Here is a 16,972-nt window from a genome sequence, read left to right on the forward strand (position 1 = left end):
ATCTTTGACTGCGAACCAATGGGATGTAGGAATATTTTTGTTTGATGATGTAGAAGTTCTTGATTTTGCCGGCCCCTTTGAAGTGTTTTCTGTTACGAGATTACCGAATGACAAGCAGCCGTTTAGTGTGAAAACAGTTTCGGAGACAGGAAATATGATCAATGCGAGGAACGGTCTGAAGGTTGCACCAGACTATAGTTTTCAAACGATGCCTCCATTTGATCTATTAATCATTCCCGGTGGTCTAGGAGCGCGCGAAAATGAAATAAATAATGATCGTGTTATTACGTGGATTTCAGATCAAATGGAACGTGTGCAGCTGATGACGTCTGTTTGTACAGGTGCTCTTTTACTAGCAAAAGCTGGGCTGCTGGATGGGAAAAGAGCAACGACGCATTGGGCAAGCATTGATCGGTTTAAAGAGAAGTTTCCTACAGTTTCTGTACAACAAAACGTGAAGTTCGTTGATGAAGGGGAGGTTATTACCTCAGGCGGTATCTCCGCAGGGATCAATATGTCATTTCATATTGTCCAACGATTATTAGGGCGAGAGGTTGCGATGGAAACAGCAAAAAGGATGGAATATGATATTGAATTGTAAGTTGTAAAAGGTGCATAGTAAAAGGCTGAAGCGTTTTGCCCGTAGAAGAGTCCGTCTGTAGCGAACTGTACTAACTTGTATTTTACCATGATTCAGGAAAGATCAGTTGATAAAAGACATTAGAAATGTTAAGATATAATCCAATTATAAAGAAATGGAGGTTATCCTTGTGACAGCATCAATGAGACTTCGAATCCAAACTTTGAACTAATAATTGAATACGTTCAAAGGCTCTGCTTGTACGTGCAGAGTAAATGGGATTGGTCTGTCTATTTTTAAGGAAACCTTTATTTTACGGTATTATTGAGAAGGAGGGGCGAGTCTACCCTCTTTTTGTTGTTTATAAAGAGAGAGCTCAATACTTAATAAAGGCTTTTATCTTATCTTCAATGGTTGTAAGGAAATTGAGATGAAAATCAAACGGCAACCCTAGGAAGATCTATTGTTAATATTGGAAAATAATAGAACCATTTACACTCAAGTACAGGCAGCAAGCTGTGCTTTTTTGCATTATAAAACAAGCAAATACGTATTCATAAGCCTATCACTAAAAAGCCTCCATCCAGGTGCCCAATGGCGTTGCATGAATTTAAATAAATTCCATCTTTTCAAAAATATGTATTTACATTCAATAAAAAAACTCCTATTGTAGATGTGTTGACCTTGTATTGTTCCCTAATACAAACAAGTCATCTACAAAAGGAGCTCCTAATGAATAAGAAAATTATAGGACGTGAAATGCTCATTTGTCAATGCTTATCTCTTCTTCCTTCGGAAGAGTTAGATTGTCCTTTATTAGATTATGGGAACTATAAGCTTTCAACCAAGGCTTTGTTAAAAATTCTTGTATCCGCTCAATTGGATCATTGGGATTCATATCGTCATATGGAAGAAAAACTAGAAGCTTATCCAAAGCTTCGGGAGGAAATCGGTATAAAGGAAATCAGCGGTTCTCAGATAAGCCGCAGGATTAATGATTTGCCAACTGAGTTAGTACAAAAGCTCTTTATGAAAGTTGTGGAAAAAATCGCCAAACTTACACAGGGGCTAAAGGGACTTCCGAACGGCTTAGGCTGGTTGCGAATTGTGGACTCTACTGAAATAAGGTTGCCACAAAATTTATGCGATTGGGCATACATTTCAAAGAACCAATCTGCAGTTAAAATGCATACTCGGCTAGTCGTTGCTTCACCCGATGTTGTTTATCCAGATAAAATTGTTCCGTCATCCGCAAAGTTAAGCGATTTCGAGAGTTCCGGTGTCATCATAGAAAAATCAAATTCTATTTACGTGATGGATCGCGGTTATCCTTCTAGAGAAAACCTTCAATCGTGGCAGGAAAAAGATGTCTCATTTGTTGTGCGAGTGACGAAGTCACTTCGGTTAGGCATCTTAGAGGAATATGGTCCGACACACCCGTCTGTGCTTCAAGACGCTAAGGTATCGTATACTGTTTCTCAACCACCAGTACGCTACATTGAATTCGTCGATGATAAACAAAGAGTATATAGAATTCTAACGAATAGATTTGACCTCACAGATCAACAAATCATGGATATATATCGTGCACGGTGGATGATAGAGTTATTTTTCAAGTGGATTAAACAGCACCTAAGATTAACCAAAATTTGGAGTACAAAACCGCAAGGTATTTGGAACCAAATGTTTCTCTCTTTAATTGCATATGGATTATCTTTAATCGTCAAACTTCAAACAAACTCTAATAAGTCTGCTTGGGAATTCTTTAGACTCCTTCAAACTTATCTCTTTAAAACCGTTGGCTCATTTAAAAGAGCTTTAAAACGGAAAAAGAAAAGAACATCTAAGGGGAGACAAAAAGTGCCCATACCAAAGCCAAAAGTGAAGCCAGATTTTGGGGATGTAGCTCTAGATAAAACAGAATTAAAGAAGAAAAAGCACAAGTAACTTAATGATTTAGACAATTGTAAAAAAAAGGGAACAAGGTCGAAACACTACCTCGTTTCCCTTTTTTCTTCATAAGGACAAAAGTTACTTGAAAAAATTTACATATATTGAATTTAAAAACAATTGTGCAACACCATTGCCAGGTGCCTGGCACCTGGATATTACTGGATGGAGCATTTGGAAATCGCGAATGTATAAATATGAAAAGGATGTGTTTACGAGATGAAACAAACGAAAGGACAGGTTATCGAATTAGCGCAAAAGCATGGTTTAATGTTGAAAGAAGATTCTTTATCATTTAATGAATCTGGAGTTGATTTTCTCGTCGTATTAGCGGCAGATAAATCGGGAGAAAAATGGGTGCTTCGCATTCCGAGAAGGGAGGATGTCATTCCTTCGACTGTTGAAGAAAAGCGAGCGTTAGAATTTATCGAGCCTCGTATAAGTGTGCAAGCCCCAAAGTGGACAGTTTATTCCGATGAACTAATTGCATACAAACAACTAACAGGAGTTCCAGCGGGAACGGCTGATAAGGATGCAAAGGCATACGTTTGGGAAATTGATGAAAAGAATCTCCCTGATCAATTTACTGAAACACTGGCAAAAGCGATGGTTTCATTGCACCGAGTTGACTCTCAAGAAGCAAAGAGAGCTGGATTATCAGTTGAAAGTGCAGAAGAAGCAAGAGAGTCGATGAAAAAGAGAATGGAAAAGGTGAAATCTGAGTTCGGTGTTAGTCCAGAGCTTTGGGAACGCTGGCAGTCTTGGCTCGCTAACGATGCCCTTTGGCCAAAAAACGTAGGTCTTACTCATGGCGATTTGCATGCCGGACATATTTTAATTGATGAAAATGACCGTGTAACAGGTTTTATTGACTGGACTGAGGCATCAGTGACGGATATTTCTATTGACTTTGTCTCTCATTATATGGTGTTTGGCGAGGAGGCATTAGAAGAGTTGATCATGCATTACGAAAAAGCAGGCGGATATGTTTGGCCGCAAATGAAAAAGCATATCATTGAACGTACTGCTTCCTATGCAGTGCCGATTGCTGAATTAGCAATGAAATCAGGTCTTGAGGAATATCATGAAATGGCGAAACAAGTGTTAGGTGTAAACGAAAGCTAATCATTTAAAACTCTCTTCCATAATGGAAGGGAGTTTTTTCGTTGTTGTTTGGGAAACTACACTAGCGTTACTCCTTGGCGGTCGAAAAAGCCGAAATAGAGCCGTCAAGAGAGGAACTCGGACTCCATGGCGGTAGAAAAGCTCAACAGCATGTGGTGAATCAATTACTCTAGAGCAGATTATATTAAAAAGAGACTTTGAACACGCACTTATAGGACTTCGATAACGCTCATCAGTTTTTTATATGCTCCTTTTGGCAGATGAACTATAATGAAGTTGCTGAAGAACAGTGAAAAGAATGGGGGAAGCTAAAATGGAAAATGGGTATGTTCTCGTCGTTGAAGATGATCGTGAGGTAAACGAGTTAATTATCCGTTCATTAAAAACGGAAAACATAAACGGAAAGTCAGTATTTAATGGAAGAGATGCAGAACAGGAGCTGAAGACGAATAGCTACGACCTTGTCATACTAGACCTTATGATACCTCACATAGATGGCTTAGAGTTATTAGGACGTATTCGGAAAACGATGCAAATTCCAGTTATCATTTTATCTGCAAAAGGTGAAGAAACAGATAAAGTAATCGGACTTGGATTAGGAGCGGATGATTACATAACGAAGCCATTTAGTGTAAATGAACTGAAGGCGAGAGTAAAAGCACATTTACGGAGACAGTTCTACTCAAAAGGAGATAGTACTACTACAGCAGAAGAAGCTCACTCCCCGCACCTTATCTATCACGGGGATATGGAACTGAATTTACATACATATCAATGTACGGTTAATGGGACTACCTATGACTTGAAAGCGAAGGAATTTGAAATTTTAAAGCTCTTTCTAACAAATCCAAACAGAGTTTTTACAAAGTCTCAAATTTATCAACACGTGTGGAACGATCAATATATGGAAGACGAAAATACCGTAATGGTACATATTCGACGGATCCGAAAGAAAATAGAAGATGACCCTTCCGACCCGCAACGGATTCAAACAGTATGGGGGATTGGTTATAAAATGGGGGATCTGTCTTGATTACGTTTTTAACTATTCTTAGTGCCGTTCTTGCTATTGTCACATGTACGTTAAGTATATTGCTTATTAAGAAAAATAAACAAATCCTTAAAGTGAATGAAACGCTTACGAATGTAAGTGAAGGCAACTTGAGCAGACGCATTCGACTACAAACGACAGATAGGCAATTTGAACAGCTTGCAAACCAAATCAATGAGCAGCTTGAAGCATGGAGCCAGACAATTGAGAAGGCGAACCGTTTAGAACTCCTTAGAAAACAAATGATTACGAACATCTCTCATGACTTAAGGACTCCGTTAACATCTATTCTTGGCTATACAGAAGCTTTACAAAATGAGGGAAGCTTAAGCGCTGAAGAGAGGACTCAGTATTTATCTGTCATCGCTAATAAAGGAAATCATTTATTAAAAATCATTAATGATTTCTTTGACCTTGTACGTATCGAAGCAGAAGAGGAACTGCAAGAAGAGGAACCAGTACACATGAATGAAATTGTAAAGGAAGAAATTCTTTGGTTTTATCATAGTTTCTCAGAAATTGATGTAAAACCACAAATTCATATTAGTAATGAAGCTATTTATGTAAAAGGTGAAGCTCAAGGATTGCGTAGAATTATCTCGAACCTTTTATCGAATGCAATCCGCTACGGGAAGGATGGAGAAGTGATAGGAATTGAGCTAACGACAGAAGAAAATATAGTTCTATTAAAAGTATGGGACGAAGGAAAAGGAATACCGAAATCAGACATGAATCACATATTTGAAAGGCTCTACACCGGCGAAAGCTCGAGAAATTCAAATCTACAAGGATCAGGGCTTGGTTTGACAATCGTAAAAAAGCTTGTAGAGAAGCACCATGGAAGGATTGAAGTTGAAAGTGAACCTTATATTAGGACAGCCTTTACTTGTTTTTTTCCGCTACATAAAAAAGTCGAGAAGAGTTAAGAAACAGTTAAGATTTAAGTAAAGGTCGGTTAAGGAATGTTTACTATACTGAATCTGTGAAAGGAGAGATTCAGATGGATTATATTTTACAAACGCATCAATTAACCAAAAAATATCAATCATTTAATGCTGTAGAAAATGTGAACCTTCATATAAAAAAGGTGATATTTATGGCTTTCTAGGTAAAAATGGCGCCGGTAAGACGACGACGATCCGGATGATTATGGGGCTAATTCAACCGACTACAGGATCAGTTGAAATGTTCGGGGAAAAAGTATCTGGCAACAAGAAAATCCCTTTTGAACGAATTGGCTCGATCATCGAGTTTCCTGGGTTTTATCCAAATTTGACGGTAGGCGAAAACCTTGAACTTCATCGAAAACTGATAGGAGTACCAAATAGAGAAGTCATCGATGATACTCTCGAGCTTGTAGGCCTAATGAACTTTAGTAAGCGGAAATTTCATAAATTATCTCTTGGTATGAAGCAAAGGTTAGGACTTGCCCGAGCGTTATTAAGCAGTCCTGAAATATTGATTTTGGACGAACCGACAAATGGTTTAGATCCAATTGGAATCAAAGAAATACGCAGACTCATTTTAGACCTAGCTGAAAAACGAGGAATTACAATCCTCATATCAAGTCATATTTTAAGTGAGGTTCAACAGCTAGCGAATCGAATTGGTATTATCCATGAAGGGAAATTATTAAAAGAGTTATCGTTAGATGAAATAACAGAAAAGAGTCGTCATTATCTCGAAGTAAAATTAGATAATGATCGAAAAGCTGCACTGACATTGGAACAAGCCTGCGGGGTATATGATTACGAGGTAACGGAACCTGGCGTGATCAGAATTTACGAACACCTAGAAGAACCATGGAAAGTGAATAAATCATTAGTAGAAGCAGGAGTAGAAGTAAACGAGCTCTCGGTTCAAAAAGAAATGTTAGAAGATTACTTCCTGAAAATAACAGGAGGTGAGATCGATGAATAAGGTTCTAGCAGCTGAGTTTTATAAATTAAAACATTCTAAAATCTTGTTTACCGTTTGGATTGGTGCCTTTCTTCCAGCTCTCTTATATACGATTGCAAATTTGTTTTCAGAAGATCGGCTCATCTGGGATTTATGGTTTGGAGACCAGTTCTCCGTATTGCTAATTTTCTCACCGCCGTTATTTGCGATCATTACAGGGTTTATTGTTGGAAGTGAATATCAACACAAAACGATTAACAGTTTGTTCACCTATCCGTATTCCCGATTTCATTTTCTAGCAGGGAAAATGATCGTTGCAGTTACGTTTATTTTTATGACTTGTATTCTTGCTTTTGCAGCAAATATCGTAACAGGACTCATCTTTGTAGAAGCTAGTTTATCATTAGAAGATACAGTCACCTATTTGATTGCTTATCTCGTCATTGCACTCATGATCACGTCTGTCGTGCCATTATGGATGTTTGTCAGTATTCTTGGGAAAAGCTATACACCGGCCATTGTCATTAGTTTAGTCATTAGCACGTTGCCTGGGCCGATTGGCGGAAGTACTGCTTATGGTGAAATAGTTCAATTCGTTCTTCGCATCGCAGGACGGGGCGAGCCAATTGATTTGTTTCCTGTTATAGTCATTTTCGGTTCACTATTTCTTGTTTTTCTTATTATTGCTAGCACCATCTATGTTAAATCAGATGTGCATAGTGGTAGTTAATTGTTTAGCTGCCTCATGAATAAAGCGTCAACGCTTTTTAGTGAGGCGGCTTTTTTACATATGATAGAACAAAAACAATTAAAAGGTGTTCTTTAGTTCTAGAATAAGTATTTATAAAATGTTAATCTCTCGAACGTTGTCTAACCCCAAAGAGCGTTTACATCACGAGTTGCCATACGGATGTGGTGACTTCGGCGTTCCCACAGGACACCGGGATTTTAGCCGAAGATTTGATCTAACGAATTGCCTTGACGGACATGACGTCCTAATGCCGCGCATGCAACAGGACGTGGCGTATTGCCCGGTTGACGGATATAACCACAGAGCGATGCTAGAAGAGGAAGAGGTAGCGCTTTTCGACGATAGTCGGGCGCCTTGCGCTTTTCTAATTTGGAAGGATTTGCTATGATATGACTAGTTTCGTGCAGGATATAAAAGATCAATGACGTTCAATATTCAGGAGGAGAAGGCATGCGTTCATTTTGGATTTGGTTTTTGCTGTTAGCTCTGTCATGGTTGTTTGCTCTTCAGTATTATACGAATAGCTTACTTGAGATGCCATTAAGAATTATTGGCAGTGCCATGTTTTTCTCCGTGTTTTTCCTCGTTCCACTTTTTCGGAAAAACAAACGTATACTGACAATTATGATGAGCGTTGCCGCATTTATAGCTGTTATCGTATTGTGGCCAGAGCAAGGGCATGATCCGAACCCGTATACATTACTCGTATTTTCTCTTTTTGCTGGAGAAGCAGCCTATCGACTAAATTGGCGGCAGGCTACCGTTGTCGGGGCGATTCTTTTATTTGGTGCGCTAGCCCCATCTTACTATGATTATCCAATGTTACCACCACTGTTTATCCTTCTATATTCTGCAATGCTTGGCATTTCGTTAGTCGTTTTTCGAAAAGTATCAGATGATCAAGAGGAAGCCGTGGCGAGAAATGAAGCGTTGCTTGCTGAATATCGTAAAATGAAGAGAAAGGTTGCATCAGGGGAAAAGCAGGCAAGGCAGGAGGAACGCACGCAAATTGCTCGAGATATTCATGACTCAGTCGGACATAAATTAACCGCACTGCTAATGCAGCTTGAAGTTTACCGGATGCAAGCGGGGGATGAAAAAGGTGAACGACTGCAAGAATTGAAAAAACTTGCAAGGGATAGTCTTGAGGAAACGAGAAGTGCAGTGAAAACGTTAAAACAAGATGAAGTAGGCGGTGTATCGGCAATTATTGCCCTCATTCGTAAACTTGAAGCAGAGAGTTTCGTCCGAATCCAGTTTTCTGTGAAGCATGGTGCTCTTTCTGCTCACCTTGGTAACGAACAGGCGATCGCAGTATACCGTGTCGTACAAGAAGCGTTAACGAATTTAATGCGACATAGCCAAACAAGGGAAGCAGACATTATTTTTGAAGCACCTGGAGGAGGAGTATTCCGATTCGAAGTTTCGAACCCATTAACAGAGAAAGTTTCTTTTCGAGAAGGGTTCGGTCTAGCATCAATGAGAGAACGGATTGAACAAGCTGGAGGTCACTTTCAAGTGACACAATTAGGTGGGCGCTTTACCGTTCGTGGAACACTGCCATTACTTGACGAGGAGAGGATCCAAGAATGATTCGTATATTGTTAGCCGAAGATCAGGGGATGGTTCGTCAAGGGTTAAAAATGATGATCGAAACAGATGAAGAAATGCGTGTTACAGGTGAGGCAAGCAATGGAAAAGAAGCGGTGACATTATGTGAATCACACACATATGACGTTGTTGTTCTCGATGTTCGAATGCCGGTTATGGATGGTCTTGAAGCAGCACGCATTATTCATTCGCGTTGGCCAGATCGGAAAGTTCTTATGCTGACGACGTTTAACGATGATCAATATGCACTTGAAGCATTGAAGAGCGGAGCGAGAGGATATATGCTCAAAGATGCAGAACCTCAGGAGTTAATCCGGGCGATTAGAAGCTGCTTGTCTGGAGGAATTTCTTTGCAGGATCATGTTGCAGCAAAGGTAATGCCGAAGCTGATTCAACATCGAGAGGTAGAAGAAGTCGACCCTTCGATTACGCCGCGTGAACTCGATATTATTAAACGAGTTGGAGAAGGGCGCAGTAATAAGGAAATATCTGATGAACTCGGATTGTCAGTCGGTACGATAAAAAATCATATTAGTCTTATATTAGATAAACTAGAGCTTCGTGACCGGACGCAATTAGCGATCTATGCGATTCGGCATAATATCGTATAAAAAAAGTGACTCAAGTCATGGTAAGAATATGAATTAGTGACGGAAGACAGTGGGAGCACTGTCTTTTTGTATATATACTTTGAACTGAAACATGAAGAACAAATAAAAAATGTTTTCCAAATTAGATTATTTAACTCGATTTTTAAAAAGGAGGCATTATACATGCTGGAAACAAAAGAATTGCAAAAAGCTTATAAAGGAAAAACAGCCGTCGATAGTATTAACTTATACATTGATAAAGGGGAGTCAGTAGGACTGCTCGGCCCGAATGGAGCGGGAAAGTCAACGACGATTTCGATGATTTCATCACTTATTAAACCGACATCAGGTGATGTTATGCTTCACGGAAAAAGTGTTGTAAAGGACCCGGATCGGATTCGCCATGTACTCGGGATTGTTCCGCAAGAAATTGCTCTTTATCAAGAGTTGACAGCCTATGAAAATCTAAAGTTTTTCGGAAAAATATATGGACTTAGAGGCAAAAAACTAGAAGAAGAAATTCAATTAGTGTTAAAAATGGTCGGTTTAGAAAATCGCCAAAAAGAAGTGGTCAAAACGTATTCAGGAGGGATGCAGCGTCGAATTAATATGGCGGCTGCGATGCTTCATAATCCTGAGGTGCTCATTATGGATGAACCGACCGTCGGGATTGATCCACAATCGCGTACACATATTCTTGAAACAGTACGCGAATTAAACCGTGAGAAAGGATTAACTGTCTTGTATACAAGTCACTATATGGAAGAAGTGGAGCGTCTTTGCGACAGAGTTTATATTATGGATCACGGACGAATTATAGCTTCAGGAACGAAAGAAGAGCTTAAAAGCATTTTATCTGGTGAGGAAACGGTTTGGATCGAGTTAGATCGTCCACAACCAACCCTTCTTTCAGAACTTGAATCTATTGAAGGAATTAAAAAAGCGACTGAAACGGAAAAAGGGATAAAGTTAATCGTTCCTAAAGGGAGCAGACTGCTCGGAAAAGTTTTTCAGACAGCTGAGCGTCATGAAGTCCAAATCGTCAATGTAAATGTCCAAACACCAACTTTAGAAGACGTGTTCTTACACTTAACAGGACGTAAATTGAGAGATTGAGGAGGTGAAAGCTGGTGGGCACTTTTATTATGAAAGATATTCTCGTTCAAATTCGTGATCGAGCAGATTTAATCGTTCTTCTGTTAATGCCGTTTATTTTAATCGCAATTTTAGGATTTGCATTAAGAGGCTTAATGGAAGGTGAAACGAATGCCATTGATATACAAGTAGCTGTCGTACAAGAAGATGATGAGCAACAAGGGATTAGTCAATTTATAGAGGAATTAGAAGAACAGAATTTTCCGGAAGAAGCAGCTGCTGAACTGCAATTTACAGCTGAGGAAATTAGTCCTTATACGATGTTGCAAGATACATTAAGCAGTGAAGAAATTAGCAACATGATTGATACGGTTGAGATGGATGCTTCAGAGGCAAAGCAGGCATTAGAGGAGGAAGAGGTAGCAGGTATTTTGACCATACCAGAAAACTTTACTCGTGATTCGTTAATGCGACTTCTATTAAATGAAGGAGAAGGCAGTGAATTGGAGGTCACAATTACTGATCACACATCACTTCAAACGAGTGTATTTCATGACATTATTGACGGGTTTGTTCGAACACTTAACTTTGAAACAGAGATTTCAAGGTCATTAGGTGACGAAGCTTATCAATTAAATGAAGCCGCACAAAACATTGGAGGCAAAGAAACGGTTACGACACAGGATCCAATTACTTCTATTCAGTATTATACAATTGGAATGGCCGTCATGTTTGTCCTTTTTGTTGCAGGAACAATTTCTGCGAAAGCTTTTGTTGAAAAAAATGAGCACGTGTTTAATCGAATTTTATTATCTGGGAAACATTCGTCCGTTTATTTAGCGGGGAAAGTTGTTTCAGCATCGTTAATTGCTTTTGCGCAATTTGTGATTTTATTTAGTTTATCAACACTTGTTTTTCGATCATTTGCAGGCGAAACATTAGAGTTTTGGCTAGGAATGATGTTCATATCGGCAATGTTATCACTTTGTGTCGGCGGACTAACAGCCTTGCTTACAGCTCTCACTCTCCGATTTAATACTCAAGCGGTATCATCCGTTTTCACAAGTGGGATTGTTTCGGTATTTGCCTTTACAGGTGGAAGTTTCTTTCCGACGGATGGTCTGCCAGAAGTCATTAAAACAATTGGTGATTGGACACCAAACGGTGCTGCATTATCTGCATACTTGCAATGGATGCAAGGGTTTGAGATGGATGCTTTAGTGACACCATTAATACGGATAGCCGGCATGACCGTGTTCTTAATTGTACTTAGTATTCTTCTCTTTCCGAAAAGGAGGTCTGTCTGATTATGAAATCTGTATTTTTACTGCAATGGCAACGACTTCGCAGAGCACCTATTCTGGTATTGTCGATGGTTATTTTAACGGTTGCATTTGTAGCTGTTCTTGGTGGGTTTGGTCCTGGAAATACGCTCACGGTGCCTACGTATTCGGACAACTCATTGTCGGAAGATGAGAGAGAATTTTGGCTTGATCGGTTAAATGAAGCTGATGGTATTGAGTTCGAATGGGCGGGAGAATCAGAGGCAAAACAGTGGGTGGCAGAAGGGAGTACGAGCGTTGCTGTCCAAATCATGGAAGACGATTACCGAATGCTTGTTGCAGCAGATGACGCGAGTCACTATGGCGTTGAAAGGCATGTAAATCAAATTTATTCTGAAGAGCTTCGTTTAAGGGAAGCTGAGCAGTATGATACCGAAGGTGATTTTCGGGAGGAAGTCGAGCGCGGTATGGAGGAACCCGCTCTTTCACTCATTACAACGAATTTAGAAGGAGAAGAAGGCACATATGAATATAATGAACAATTACAAATATTGTTTGGAATGACGCTGTTTTTCTCGATTTATACCATTTTGTTCAGCTTATATACAATCGTTGAAGAAAAGCGTGGGGGAACGTGGGATCGTCTAATTATCTCTCCACTTCATAAATGGCAAATTTATTTAGGACATTTGCTGTACTGCTTTTTTGTCGGATATGCGCAGATTGTGATTATTTTCGTGTTTTTCCAATACGTGTTCGGTTTTGATATTGGAGAAAGATTCGGTACGATTTTAATCATTACTGCATGTTATACGTTTGCGATTGTTGCTTTAGGTATGCTTCTCATAGGGGCCGTCAATTCTCCTCAACAGCTTCAGGCTGTCATCCCAATTGTCGCGACTGCCATTGCGATGATTGGCGGAGCATTCTGGCCGATTGAAGTTGTGACTAATGAGATCATGCTTGCCTTATCAAAAGGAGTCCCAATGCTGTATGCGATTGATGCATTGAAAGGGGCGGCGATTTTTGACCGCAGTTTCTTAGAGCTAGGTCAACCTTTATCGATCATGCTGCTTTTCGGTGTGGTTTGCATGGGTGTTGGCATTAATTTGATGGAGCGTCGGGGATCTTGATAGATAGAACCGTCCTTAAAGGGCGGTTTTTCTTATTAGTCGAATATTGGATCATGATTATGCATGTTAGAGTTTGGGGTGATTAGCAATGACTGAGGGAAGTTGGTCAGTAGTGTGGAGAGGTGTGGTGTCTGACATTGTTTTTACTGGTCGATCTTGTTGGATGCTTCATTTTTCAACCATACATGATTGAAGAAGCTTCAACTGAACCTGCTTCAAATTCGTAGACTTCAATTCATGAATAGTTACGAAAAAAGTGAGTATAAGACAGTGATAATGTATGAACATTCAACGTCAGAATATCAAAAACGAGCTCCGCATTTTGAAGCTCGTTTCTCCAATCATTACACTTTTTGGCGTTGTTGAAAAATTATTGAAGCGATAATGACGGATATGATAAGGAGTCCACCAAACCAGCCAACTGTGAGCCAATCATTGTTGCCAATGGGCATGCCGATAAGAAGTCCGCGCAACGTCTCAATGAGTGGTGTCATCGGCTGATTGTCGGCAAAGAAATGAAGCCAGTCAGGCATCGTATGAGTAGGAACGAAAGCACTGCTTACATAAGGTGCAAACATAATAATAAAGGTAAATGAACTAGCTGTTTCCACACTTTTAGCGAGTAAACCGAAAATTACAGAGAGCCAGCTGATTGCGAATAAAAATAAGCTAAGAAAGCCGATGACCGCAAGCCAGTCTAAAAAGGAGGCATCAGGTCTAAAGCCTATAAGGACCGCAACGAAAATAACTAAAGTCGTACTAATCATATTTCGGACAAAGCTTCCTGCCACATGACCAGTCAATAAAGATGAAGGATGAATCGGCATGCTGCGGAACCGGTCAAATAAACCACCAGTCATATCTTGGCAGACACTTATAGCTGTCATCGAACTGGCGTATCCGACGCACGTAATAATAATGCCAGGTACTACATAATTAATGTAATCCGATCCTGTTTGAATCGCTCCGCCAAAAACGTAAACAAACATAAGCATAAGGATGACAGGTAACCCGATGTTAATGAATAATGATTCCGGATTTCTGAAAATATGTTTGAAGTTACGTTTTGACATCGTCCAACTGTCACTGATGAACCAATACCACTTTGCTTCATTCATTGAACACTCGCCCCTTTCGTGCTGCGATTCGTATTTTCCATAAACACGTCGTCCAACGTTGGTTTTCGAAGTTGGACGTTATTAGGTTCTATTCCTTGCTCGTGTAAGTCATTTAATAATTGACGTAACGTTTCAATAGAACCATTCGTCGAGACAGTAATCATTTGTTTATCCTCTTCTGGATGTCCGTTCAGGAGATTGACTGCTATTTGAAAATCTGCGTGATTGTCAAAGGTGATTTCTAACTTTTCATCGCCGACAAGACGCTTTAGCTCATCTGCTGATCCTTCTGCCACTATTTTTCCGTCATTAATGACAGCAACTTTATCTGCGAGCTGGTCAGCTTCCTCTAAATACTGGGTCGTTAAAAAGATGGTCACTCCATCGTTTGCCAACTGCTTAATAAATCGCCACATGTTCATTCGACTTCGCGGATCGAGTCCAGTTGTTGGTTCATCGAGAAAGATGATTTGAGGTGATCCGAGTAAGCTTGCAGCAATGTCGAGCCTACGGCGCATCCCACCTGAATAGGTTTTGACTCGTTTCTTCGCTGCCTCGACTAAGTCAAATTCACGTAACAGCTCAGCAGTACGCTTCTTTACTTCTCTTCGTCTTAGATGAGTAAGGCATCCCATCATGTGAAGATTTTCTTCCCCTGTTAAAAGTTCGTCGACGGCACTGTATTGACCCGTAACACTAATCATTTTTCTAATGAATGCAGCATCACGTGCGAGGTCATGTTTACCGATCATCACCGTTCCTTTATCTGCTCGAATTAATGTCGATAAGATTTTCACTGTTGTCGTTTTTCCAGCTCCGTTTTCGCCTAACAATGCAAAAATTGAACCACGGGCAACGTGAAAGTCGAGTCCTTTTAAAACGTCATGTTGACGGTATGACTTTCTAAGGTCTTTTACGGATATCATTTTATCTAATGAGATTCTCTCCTTTTGTTTTTGATTGAATTAATCAGTCAATATAAGATTAAAAAGAAATCCATCTTTTGTCAACCAAAAGTTTGGTGCAAAAAAAGGATTATAATCTATGTTTATCGTGTAGTGATCATGCGCAGCAGGAGATTGACACGGTGGTTAATATTTTTATTCCACCATGGAAGGTCATCGGTCATGATTCCGGTAAGAACTGTTAAAAATAATTCCAGCAACTCTTGTGGATCGCCTTCGATAATTTCACCGGCATTTTGACCTTCTACGATGAGCGGATAAATTTTTGCTATGTATATGGTGCCGCCTTCTTCGACGAGTTTTTTTGTTTCATCTGCGACTTCTTCTGACCTGGAAATATGTTGAATCACTCTGAATGTGTCGCTGTTTCCTTCCATTAATGCTAACTTTGTAAAACGTTTAATTTTTTCTAATGGAGAAAGGTCAAGCCCTTCAAATTGTCCAAACAATTCATCCGTACCTGACATAGCCCAAGCAAGACTTTTATGTAAAACCTCTTCTTTAGACTGAAAATAATGATAGAGAAGCCCATGGCTGACACCAGCTTCTTTTGCGATCATACTTATCTTTGTTAGTTTAATTCCATTATTTGCAAATACTTTTATTGCCGCTTCCATGATTTGTACTTTTCGATCTTCGCGCAAGCTTTTCAGCTGTTCTTCATTTCTTGGGGACATTGATCAATTCTCCTTCATATATGATGATGTCATGTTGATTTTAACATATATTGTACTACCGTTTATAAAGCTTGGCAAAATGACGGTCTTACGAGCTCTTATCTTCCATACGTATTGATAAGGGGGAATCTACTATGAAATCGATTGTTGTTGTTTTGTTCAGTTCCTTTTTGGCTTCATGTGCATTTGGAGATAAAGAGGAGGAGAGGCGTACCGTCATTCATGAACCGAATCTTTTATATTTTATTACTGATATTTTGCAAGTTAGTTCTGATCATCATACGCTCGTTTTTTATGGGGAAAGTGACCATTGGCAGATGGCTTATGTGTTAAACCCTGAGAAAAATGACGAATTGGCGTATGAAGTGCTGCGCTATAAAAAGAGTGATGCAGCGTCGTTAATATTTGATGAAGGTGATGAGACGGATGAACCGCCAGTAGCGCACGAAATTTCTTTTCCGGACGGCCAATCTAGCGGACAAAGTTATCTAAATCGGGACTACACAATACATGGATTTGGTCCTCGAGAGGATCTTGACAGCGAGGATATGTTATCCGCTGTTGTTGAATGGGAAGGAGAGCGGGAAGAAATTACGTTAGAGAATGTCCATTATCAAAATGAGGAATAGTGTTCATGAATCGGCTGGTCTTATCACATATTTCCAATGGTCAGGTAGTTCGTGTGTTTCTAAATGTTCATAATGAACTAACTTTGCACCGATAGGATTTATATCAAGTGAAACGATCTTTACCAACTGAAATATGTGGTCCAATTACAGGGGGTCACATCTAATGAGATTAAAAAGCGGAATGACCGATTTCCACAAACTCTTTCTACTTTTGCCACATCAACCATGTACCAATAAACCGTTGGAGCTATTGTTAACCTTTCGGAATAATGTTCGTTTATTTGCGCATCGATCTGCGGTAAAAGTAAAGTAATCATTATGTCATGATAAAGATCTTCTTTTTCAGGAGAGGGAAGTACTGTTTCCTCTGCAATCGCTGGTTGTCCTGACTTGATTATGATAATTGAAACGAAAAAAACGATACTAAACTTCTTCAATGTGGTTTCTCCTAACCTAATAGTCAATTACCATTATCGTTCCAAAGATTTTATGGTTCCATGTATAAAAGAATTACG

17 protein-coding genes are annotated in these 16,972 nt (G+C 39.6%); 13 read left to right on the forward strand and 4 right to left on the reverse strand.

What is annotated here, in order from left to right; genetic code table 11:
• The first annotated feature begins 4 nt into the window (after nucleotides 1–4).
• The 12 genes from CD001_RS05840 to CD001_RS05900 all read left to right on the forward strand — a co-directional run bounded on the left by CD001_RS05840 (nucleotide 5) and on the right by CD001_RS05900 (nucleotide 13,068).
• A complete protein-coding gene (locus CD001_RS05840; protein ID WP_096186620.1) occupies nucleotides 5–601 on the forward strand; it encodes a DJ-1/PfpI family protein in 597 nt (198 codons plus the stop codon).
• A 711-nt stretch (nucleotides 602–1,312) separates the two neighbouring features.
• Nucleotides 1,313–2,527, forward strand: coding sequence for an IS4 family transposase (locus tag CD001_RS05845; RefSeq protein ID WP_096186621.1), 1,215 nt, complete (start codon nucleotides 1,313–1,315; stop codon nucleotides 2,525–2,527).
• Nucleotides 2,528–2,749: 222 nt separating this feature from the next.
• Nucleotides 2,750–3,655, forward strand: a complete 906-nt coding sequence (locus CD001_RS05850; RefSeq protein WP_096186622.1) for a macrolide 2'-phosphotransferase — start codon at nucleotides 2,750–2,752, stop codon at nucleotides 3,653–3,655.
• 313 nt (nucleotides 3,656–3,968) lie between these two features.
• Entirely contained in the window at nucleotides 3,969–4,688 is a 720-nt protein-coding gene (locus tag CD001_RS05855; protein ID WP_096186623.1) for a response regulator transcription factor, read from the forward strand.
• Nucleotides 4,685–5,632: a sensor histidine kinase gene (locus CD001_RS05860; protein WP_096186624.1), complete on the forward strand. Its 948-nt coding sequence runs from the start codon at nucleotides 4,685–4,687 to the stop codon at nucleotides 5,630–5,632. Before CD001_RS05855 ends, CD001_RS05860 begins: the two co-directional genes overlap by 4 nt.
• Nucleotides 5,633–5,843: 211 nt before the next feature.
• On the forward strand, nucleotides 5,844–6,626 hold the full coding sequence (locus tag CD001_RS05865; RefSeq protein ID WP_407081138.1) for an ATP-binding cassette domain-containing protein: 783 nt from the start codon (nucleotides 5,844–5,846) through the stop codon (nucleotides 6,624–6,626).
• Nucleotides 6,619–7,335 (forward strand): ABC transporter permease, encoded by a 717-nt coding sequence (locus tag CD001_RS05870; protein ID WP_096186625.1) that lies wholly within the window; start codon nucleotides 6,619–6,621, stop codon nucleotides 7,333–7,335. Before CD001_RS05865 ends, CD001_RS05870 begins: the two co-directional genes overlap by 8 nt.
• Before the next feature lie 471 nt (nucleotides 7,336–7,806).
• Nucleotides 7,807–8,949 carry a sensor histidine kinase gene (locus CD001_RS05880; RefSeq protein ID WP_096186627.1) on the forward strand — a complete coding sequence of 381 codons (1,143 nt, stop codon included), beginning with the start codon at nucleotides 7,807–7,809 and terminating at the stop codon, nucleotides 8,947–8,949.
• Nucleotides 8,946–9,578, forward strand: a complete 633-nt coding sequence (locus CD001_RS05885; RefSeq protein WP_096186628.1) for a response regulator — start codon at nucleotides 8,946–8,948, stop codon at nucleotides 9,576–9,578. The genes CD001_RS05880 and CD001_RS05885 overlap by 4 nt, the downstream gene beginning before the upstream one ends.
• A 162-nt stretch (nucleotides 9,579–9,740) precedes the next feature.
• Entirely contained in the window at nucleotides 9,741–10,673 is a 933-nt protein-coding gene (locus CD001_RS05890) for an ABC transporter ATP-binding protein (protein WP_096186629.1), read from the forward strand.
• 14 nt (nucleotides 10,674–10,687) lie between these two features.
• Nucleotides 10,688–11,959, forward strand: coding sequence for an ABC transporter permease (locus CD001_RS05895; RefSeq protein ID WP_096186630.1), 1,272 nt, complete (start codon nucleotides 10,688–10,690; stop codon nucleotides 11,957–11,959).
• Nucleotides 11,960–11,961: 2 nt separating this feature from the next.
• Nucleotides 11,962–13,068: an ABC transporter permease gene (locus tag CD001_RS05900; RefSeq protein WP_096186631.1), complete on the forward strand. Its 1,107-nt coding sequence runs from the start codon at nucleotides 11,962–11,964 to the stop codon at nucleotides 13,066–13,068.
• A gap of 344 nt (nucleotides 13,069–13,412) precedes the next feature.
• Here the strand turns inward: CD001_RS05900 and CD001_RS05905 are convergent, their stop codons facing one another.
• The 3 genes from CD001_RS05905 to CD001_RS05915 form a co-directional block, all read right to left on the reverse strand.
• The gene (locus CD001_RS05905) at nucleotides 13,413–14,186 is read right to left on the reverse strand and encodes an ABC transporter permease (RefSeq protein ID WP_096186632.1); all 774 of its coding nucleotides are present in this window, start codon (nucleotides 14,184–14,186) and stop codon (nucleotides 13,413–13,415) included.
• Nucleotides 14,183–15,112, reverse strand: a complete 930-nt coding sequence (locus CD001_RS05910) for an ATP-binding cassette domain-containing protein (RefSeq protein ID WP_096186633.1) — start codon at nucleotides 15,110–15,112, stop codon at nucleotides 14,183–14,185. The genes CD001_RS05905 and CD001_RS05910 overlap by 4 nt, the downstream gene beginning before the upstream one ends.
• 122 nt (nucleotides 15,113–15,234) lie before the next feature.
• Nucleotides 15,235–15,828 carry a TetR/AcrR family transcriptional regulator gene (locus CD001_RS05915; RefSeq protein WP_096186634.1) on the reverse strand — a complete coding sequence of 198 codons (594 nt, stop codon included), beginning with the start codon at nucleotides 15,826–15,828 and terminating at the stop codon, nucleotides 15,235–15,237.
• A 134-nt stretch (nucleotides 15,829–15,962) separates the two neighbouring features.
• Between CD001_RS05915 and CD001_RS05920 the strand changes: the two genes are divergently transcribed.
• A complete protein-coding gene (locus CD001_RS05920) occupies nucleotides 15,963–16,457 on the forward strand; it encodes a hypothetical protein (protein ID WP_096186635.1) in 495 nt (164 codons plus the stop codon).
• A gap of 119 nt (nucleotides 16,458–16,576) precedes the next feature.
• On the opposite strand, the gene CD001_RS05925 is transcribed toward CD001_RS05920, so the two are convergent.
• Nucleotides 16,577–16,894 carry a DUF3888 domain-containing protein gene (locus tag CD001_RS05925; RefSeq protein WP_096186636.1) on the reverse strand — a complete coding sequence of 106 codons (318 nt, stop codon included), beginning with the start codon at nucleotides 16,892–16,894 and terminating at the stop codon, nucleotides 16,577–16,579.
• Nucleotides 16,895–16,972 lie beyond the last annotated feature (78 nt).

The organism is Evansella halocellulosilytica, assembly GCF_002335745.1.
Lineage (GTDB): Bacteria > Bacillota > Bacilli > Bacillales > Salisediminibacteriaceae > Bacillus_CA > Bacillus_CA halocellulosilytica.

What these genes read in the sequence shown, in the direction of transcription:
- CD001_RS05845 (WP_096186621.1), top strand. Translation starts at nt 1,313, where the DNA reads ATGAATAAGAAAATTATAGGACGTGAAATGCTCATTTGTCAATGCTTA.
- CD001_RS05850 (WP_096186622.1), top strand. Translation starts at nt 2,750, where the DNA reads ATGAAACAAACGAAAGGACAGGTTATCGAATTAGCGCAAAAGCATGGT.
- CD001_RS05855 (WP_096186623.1), top strand. Translation starts at nt 3,969, where the DNA reads ATGGAAAATGGGTATGTTCTCGTCGTTGAAGATGATCGTGAGGTAAAC.
- CD001_RS05870 (WP_096186625.1), top strand. Translation starts at nt 6,619, where the DNA reads ATGAATAAGGTTCTAGCAGCTGAGTTTTATAAATTAAAACATTCTAAA.
- CD001_RS05880 (WP_096186627.1), top strand. Translation starts at nt 7,807, where the DNA reads ATGCGTTCATTTTGGATTTGGTTTTTGCTGTTAGCTCTGTCATGGTTG.
- CD001_RS05885 (WP_096186628.1), top strand. Translation starts at nt 8,946, where the DNA reads ATGATTCGTATATTGTTAGCCGAAGATCAGGGGATGGTTCGTCAAGGG.
- CD001_RS05890 (WP_096186629.1), top strand. Translation starts at nt 9,741, where the DNA reads ATGCTGGAAACAAAAGAATTGCAAAAAGCTTATAAAGGAAAAACAGCC.
- CD001_RS05900 (WP_096186631.1), top strand. Translation starts at nt 11,962, where the DNA reads ATGAAATCTGTATTTTTACTGCAATGGCAACGACTTCGCAGAGCACCT.
- CD001_RS05905 (WP_096186632.1), bottom strand. Translation starts at nt 14,186, where the DNA reads ATGAATGAAGCAAAGTGGTATTGGTTCATCAGTGACAGTTGGACGATG.
- CD001_RS05910 (WP_096186633.1), bottom strand. Translation starts at nt 15,112, where the DNA reads ATGATATCCGTAAAAGACCTTAGAAAGTCATACCGTCAACATGACGTT.
- CD001_RS05915 (WP_096186634.1), bottom strand. Translation starts at nt 15,828, where the DNA reads ATGTCCCCAAGAAATGAAGAACAGCTGAAAAGCTTGCGCGAAGATCGA.
- CD001_RS05920 (WP_096186635.1), top strand. Translation starts at nt 15,963, where the DNA reads ATGAAATCGATTGTTGTTGTTTTGTTCAGTTCCTTTTTGGCTTCATGT.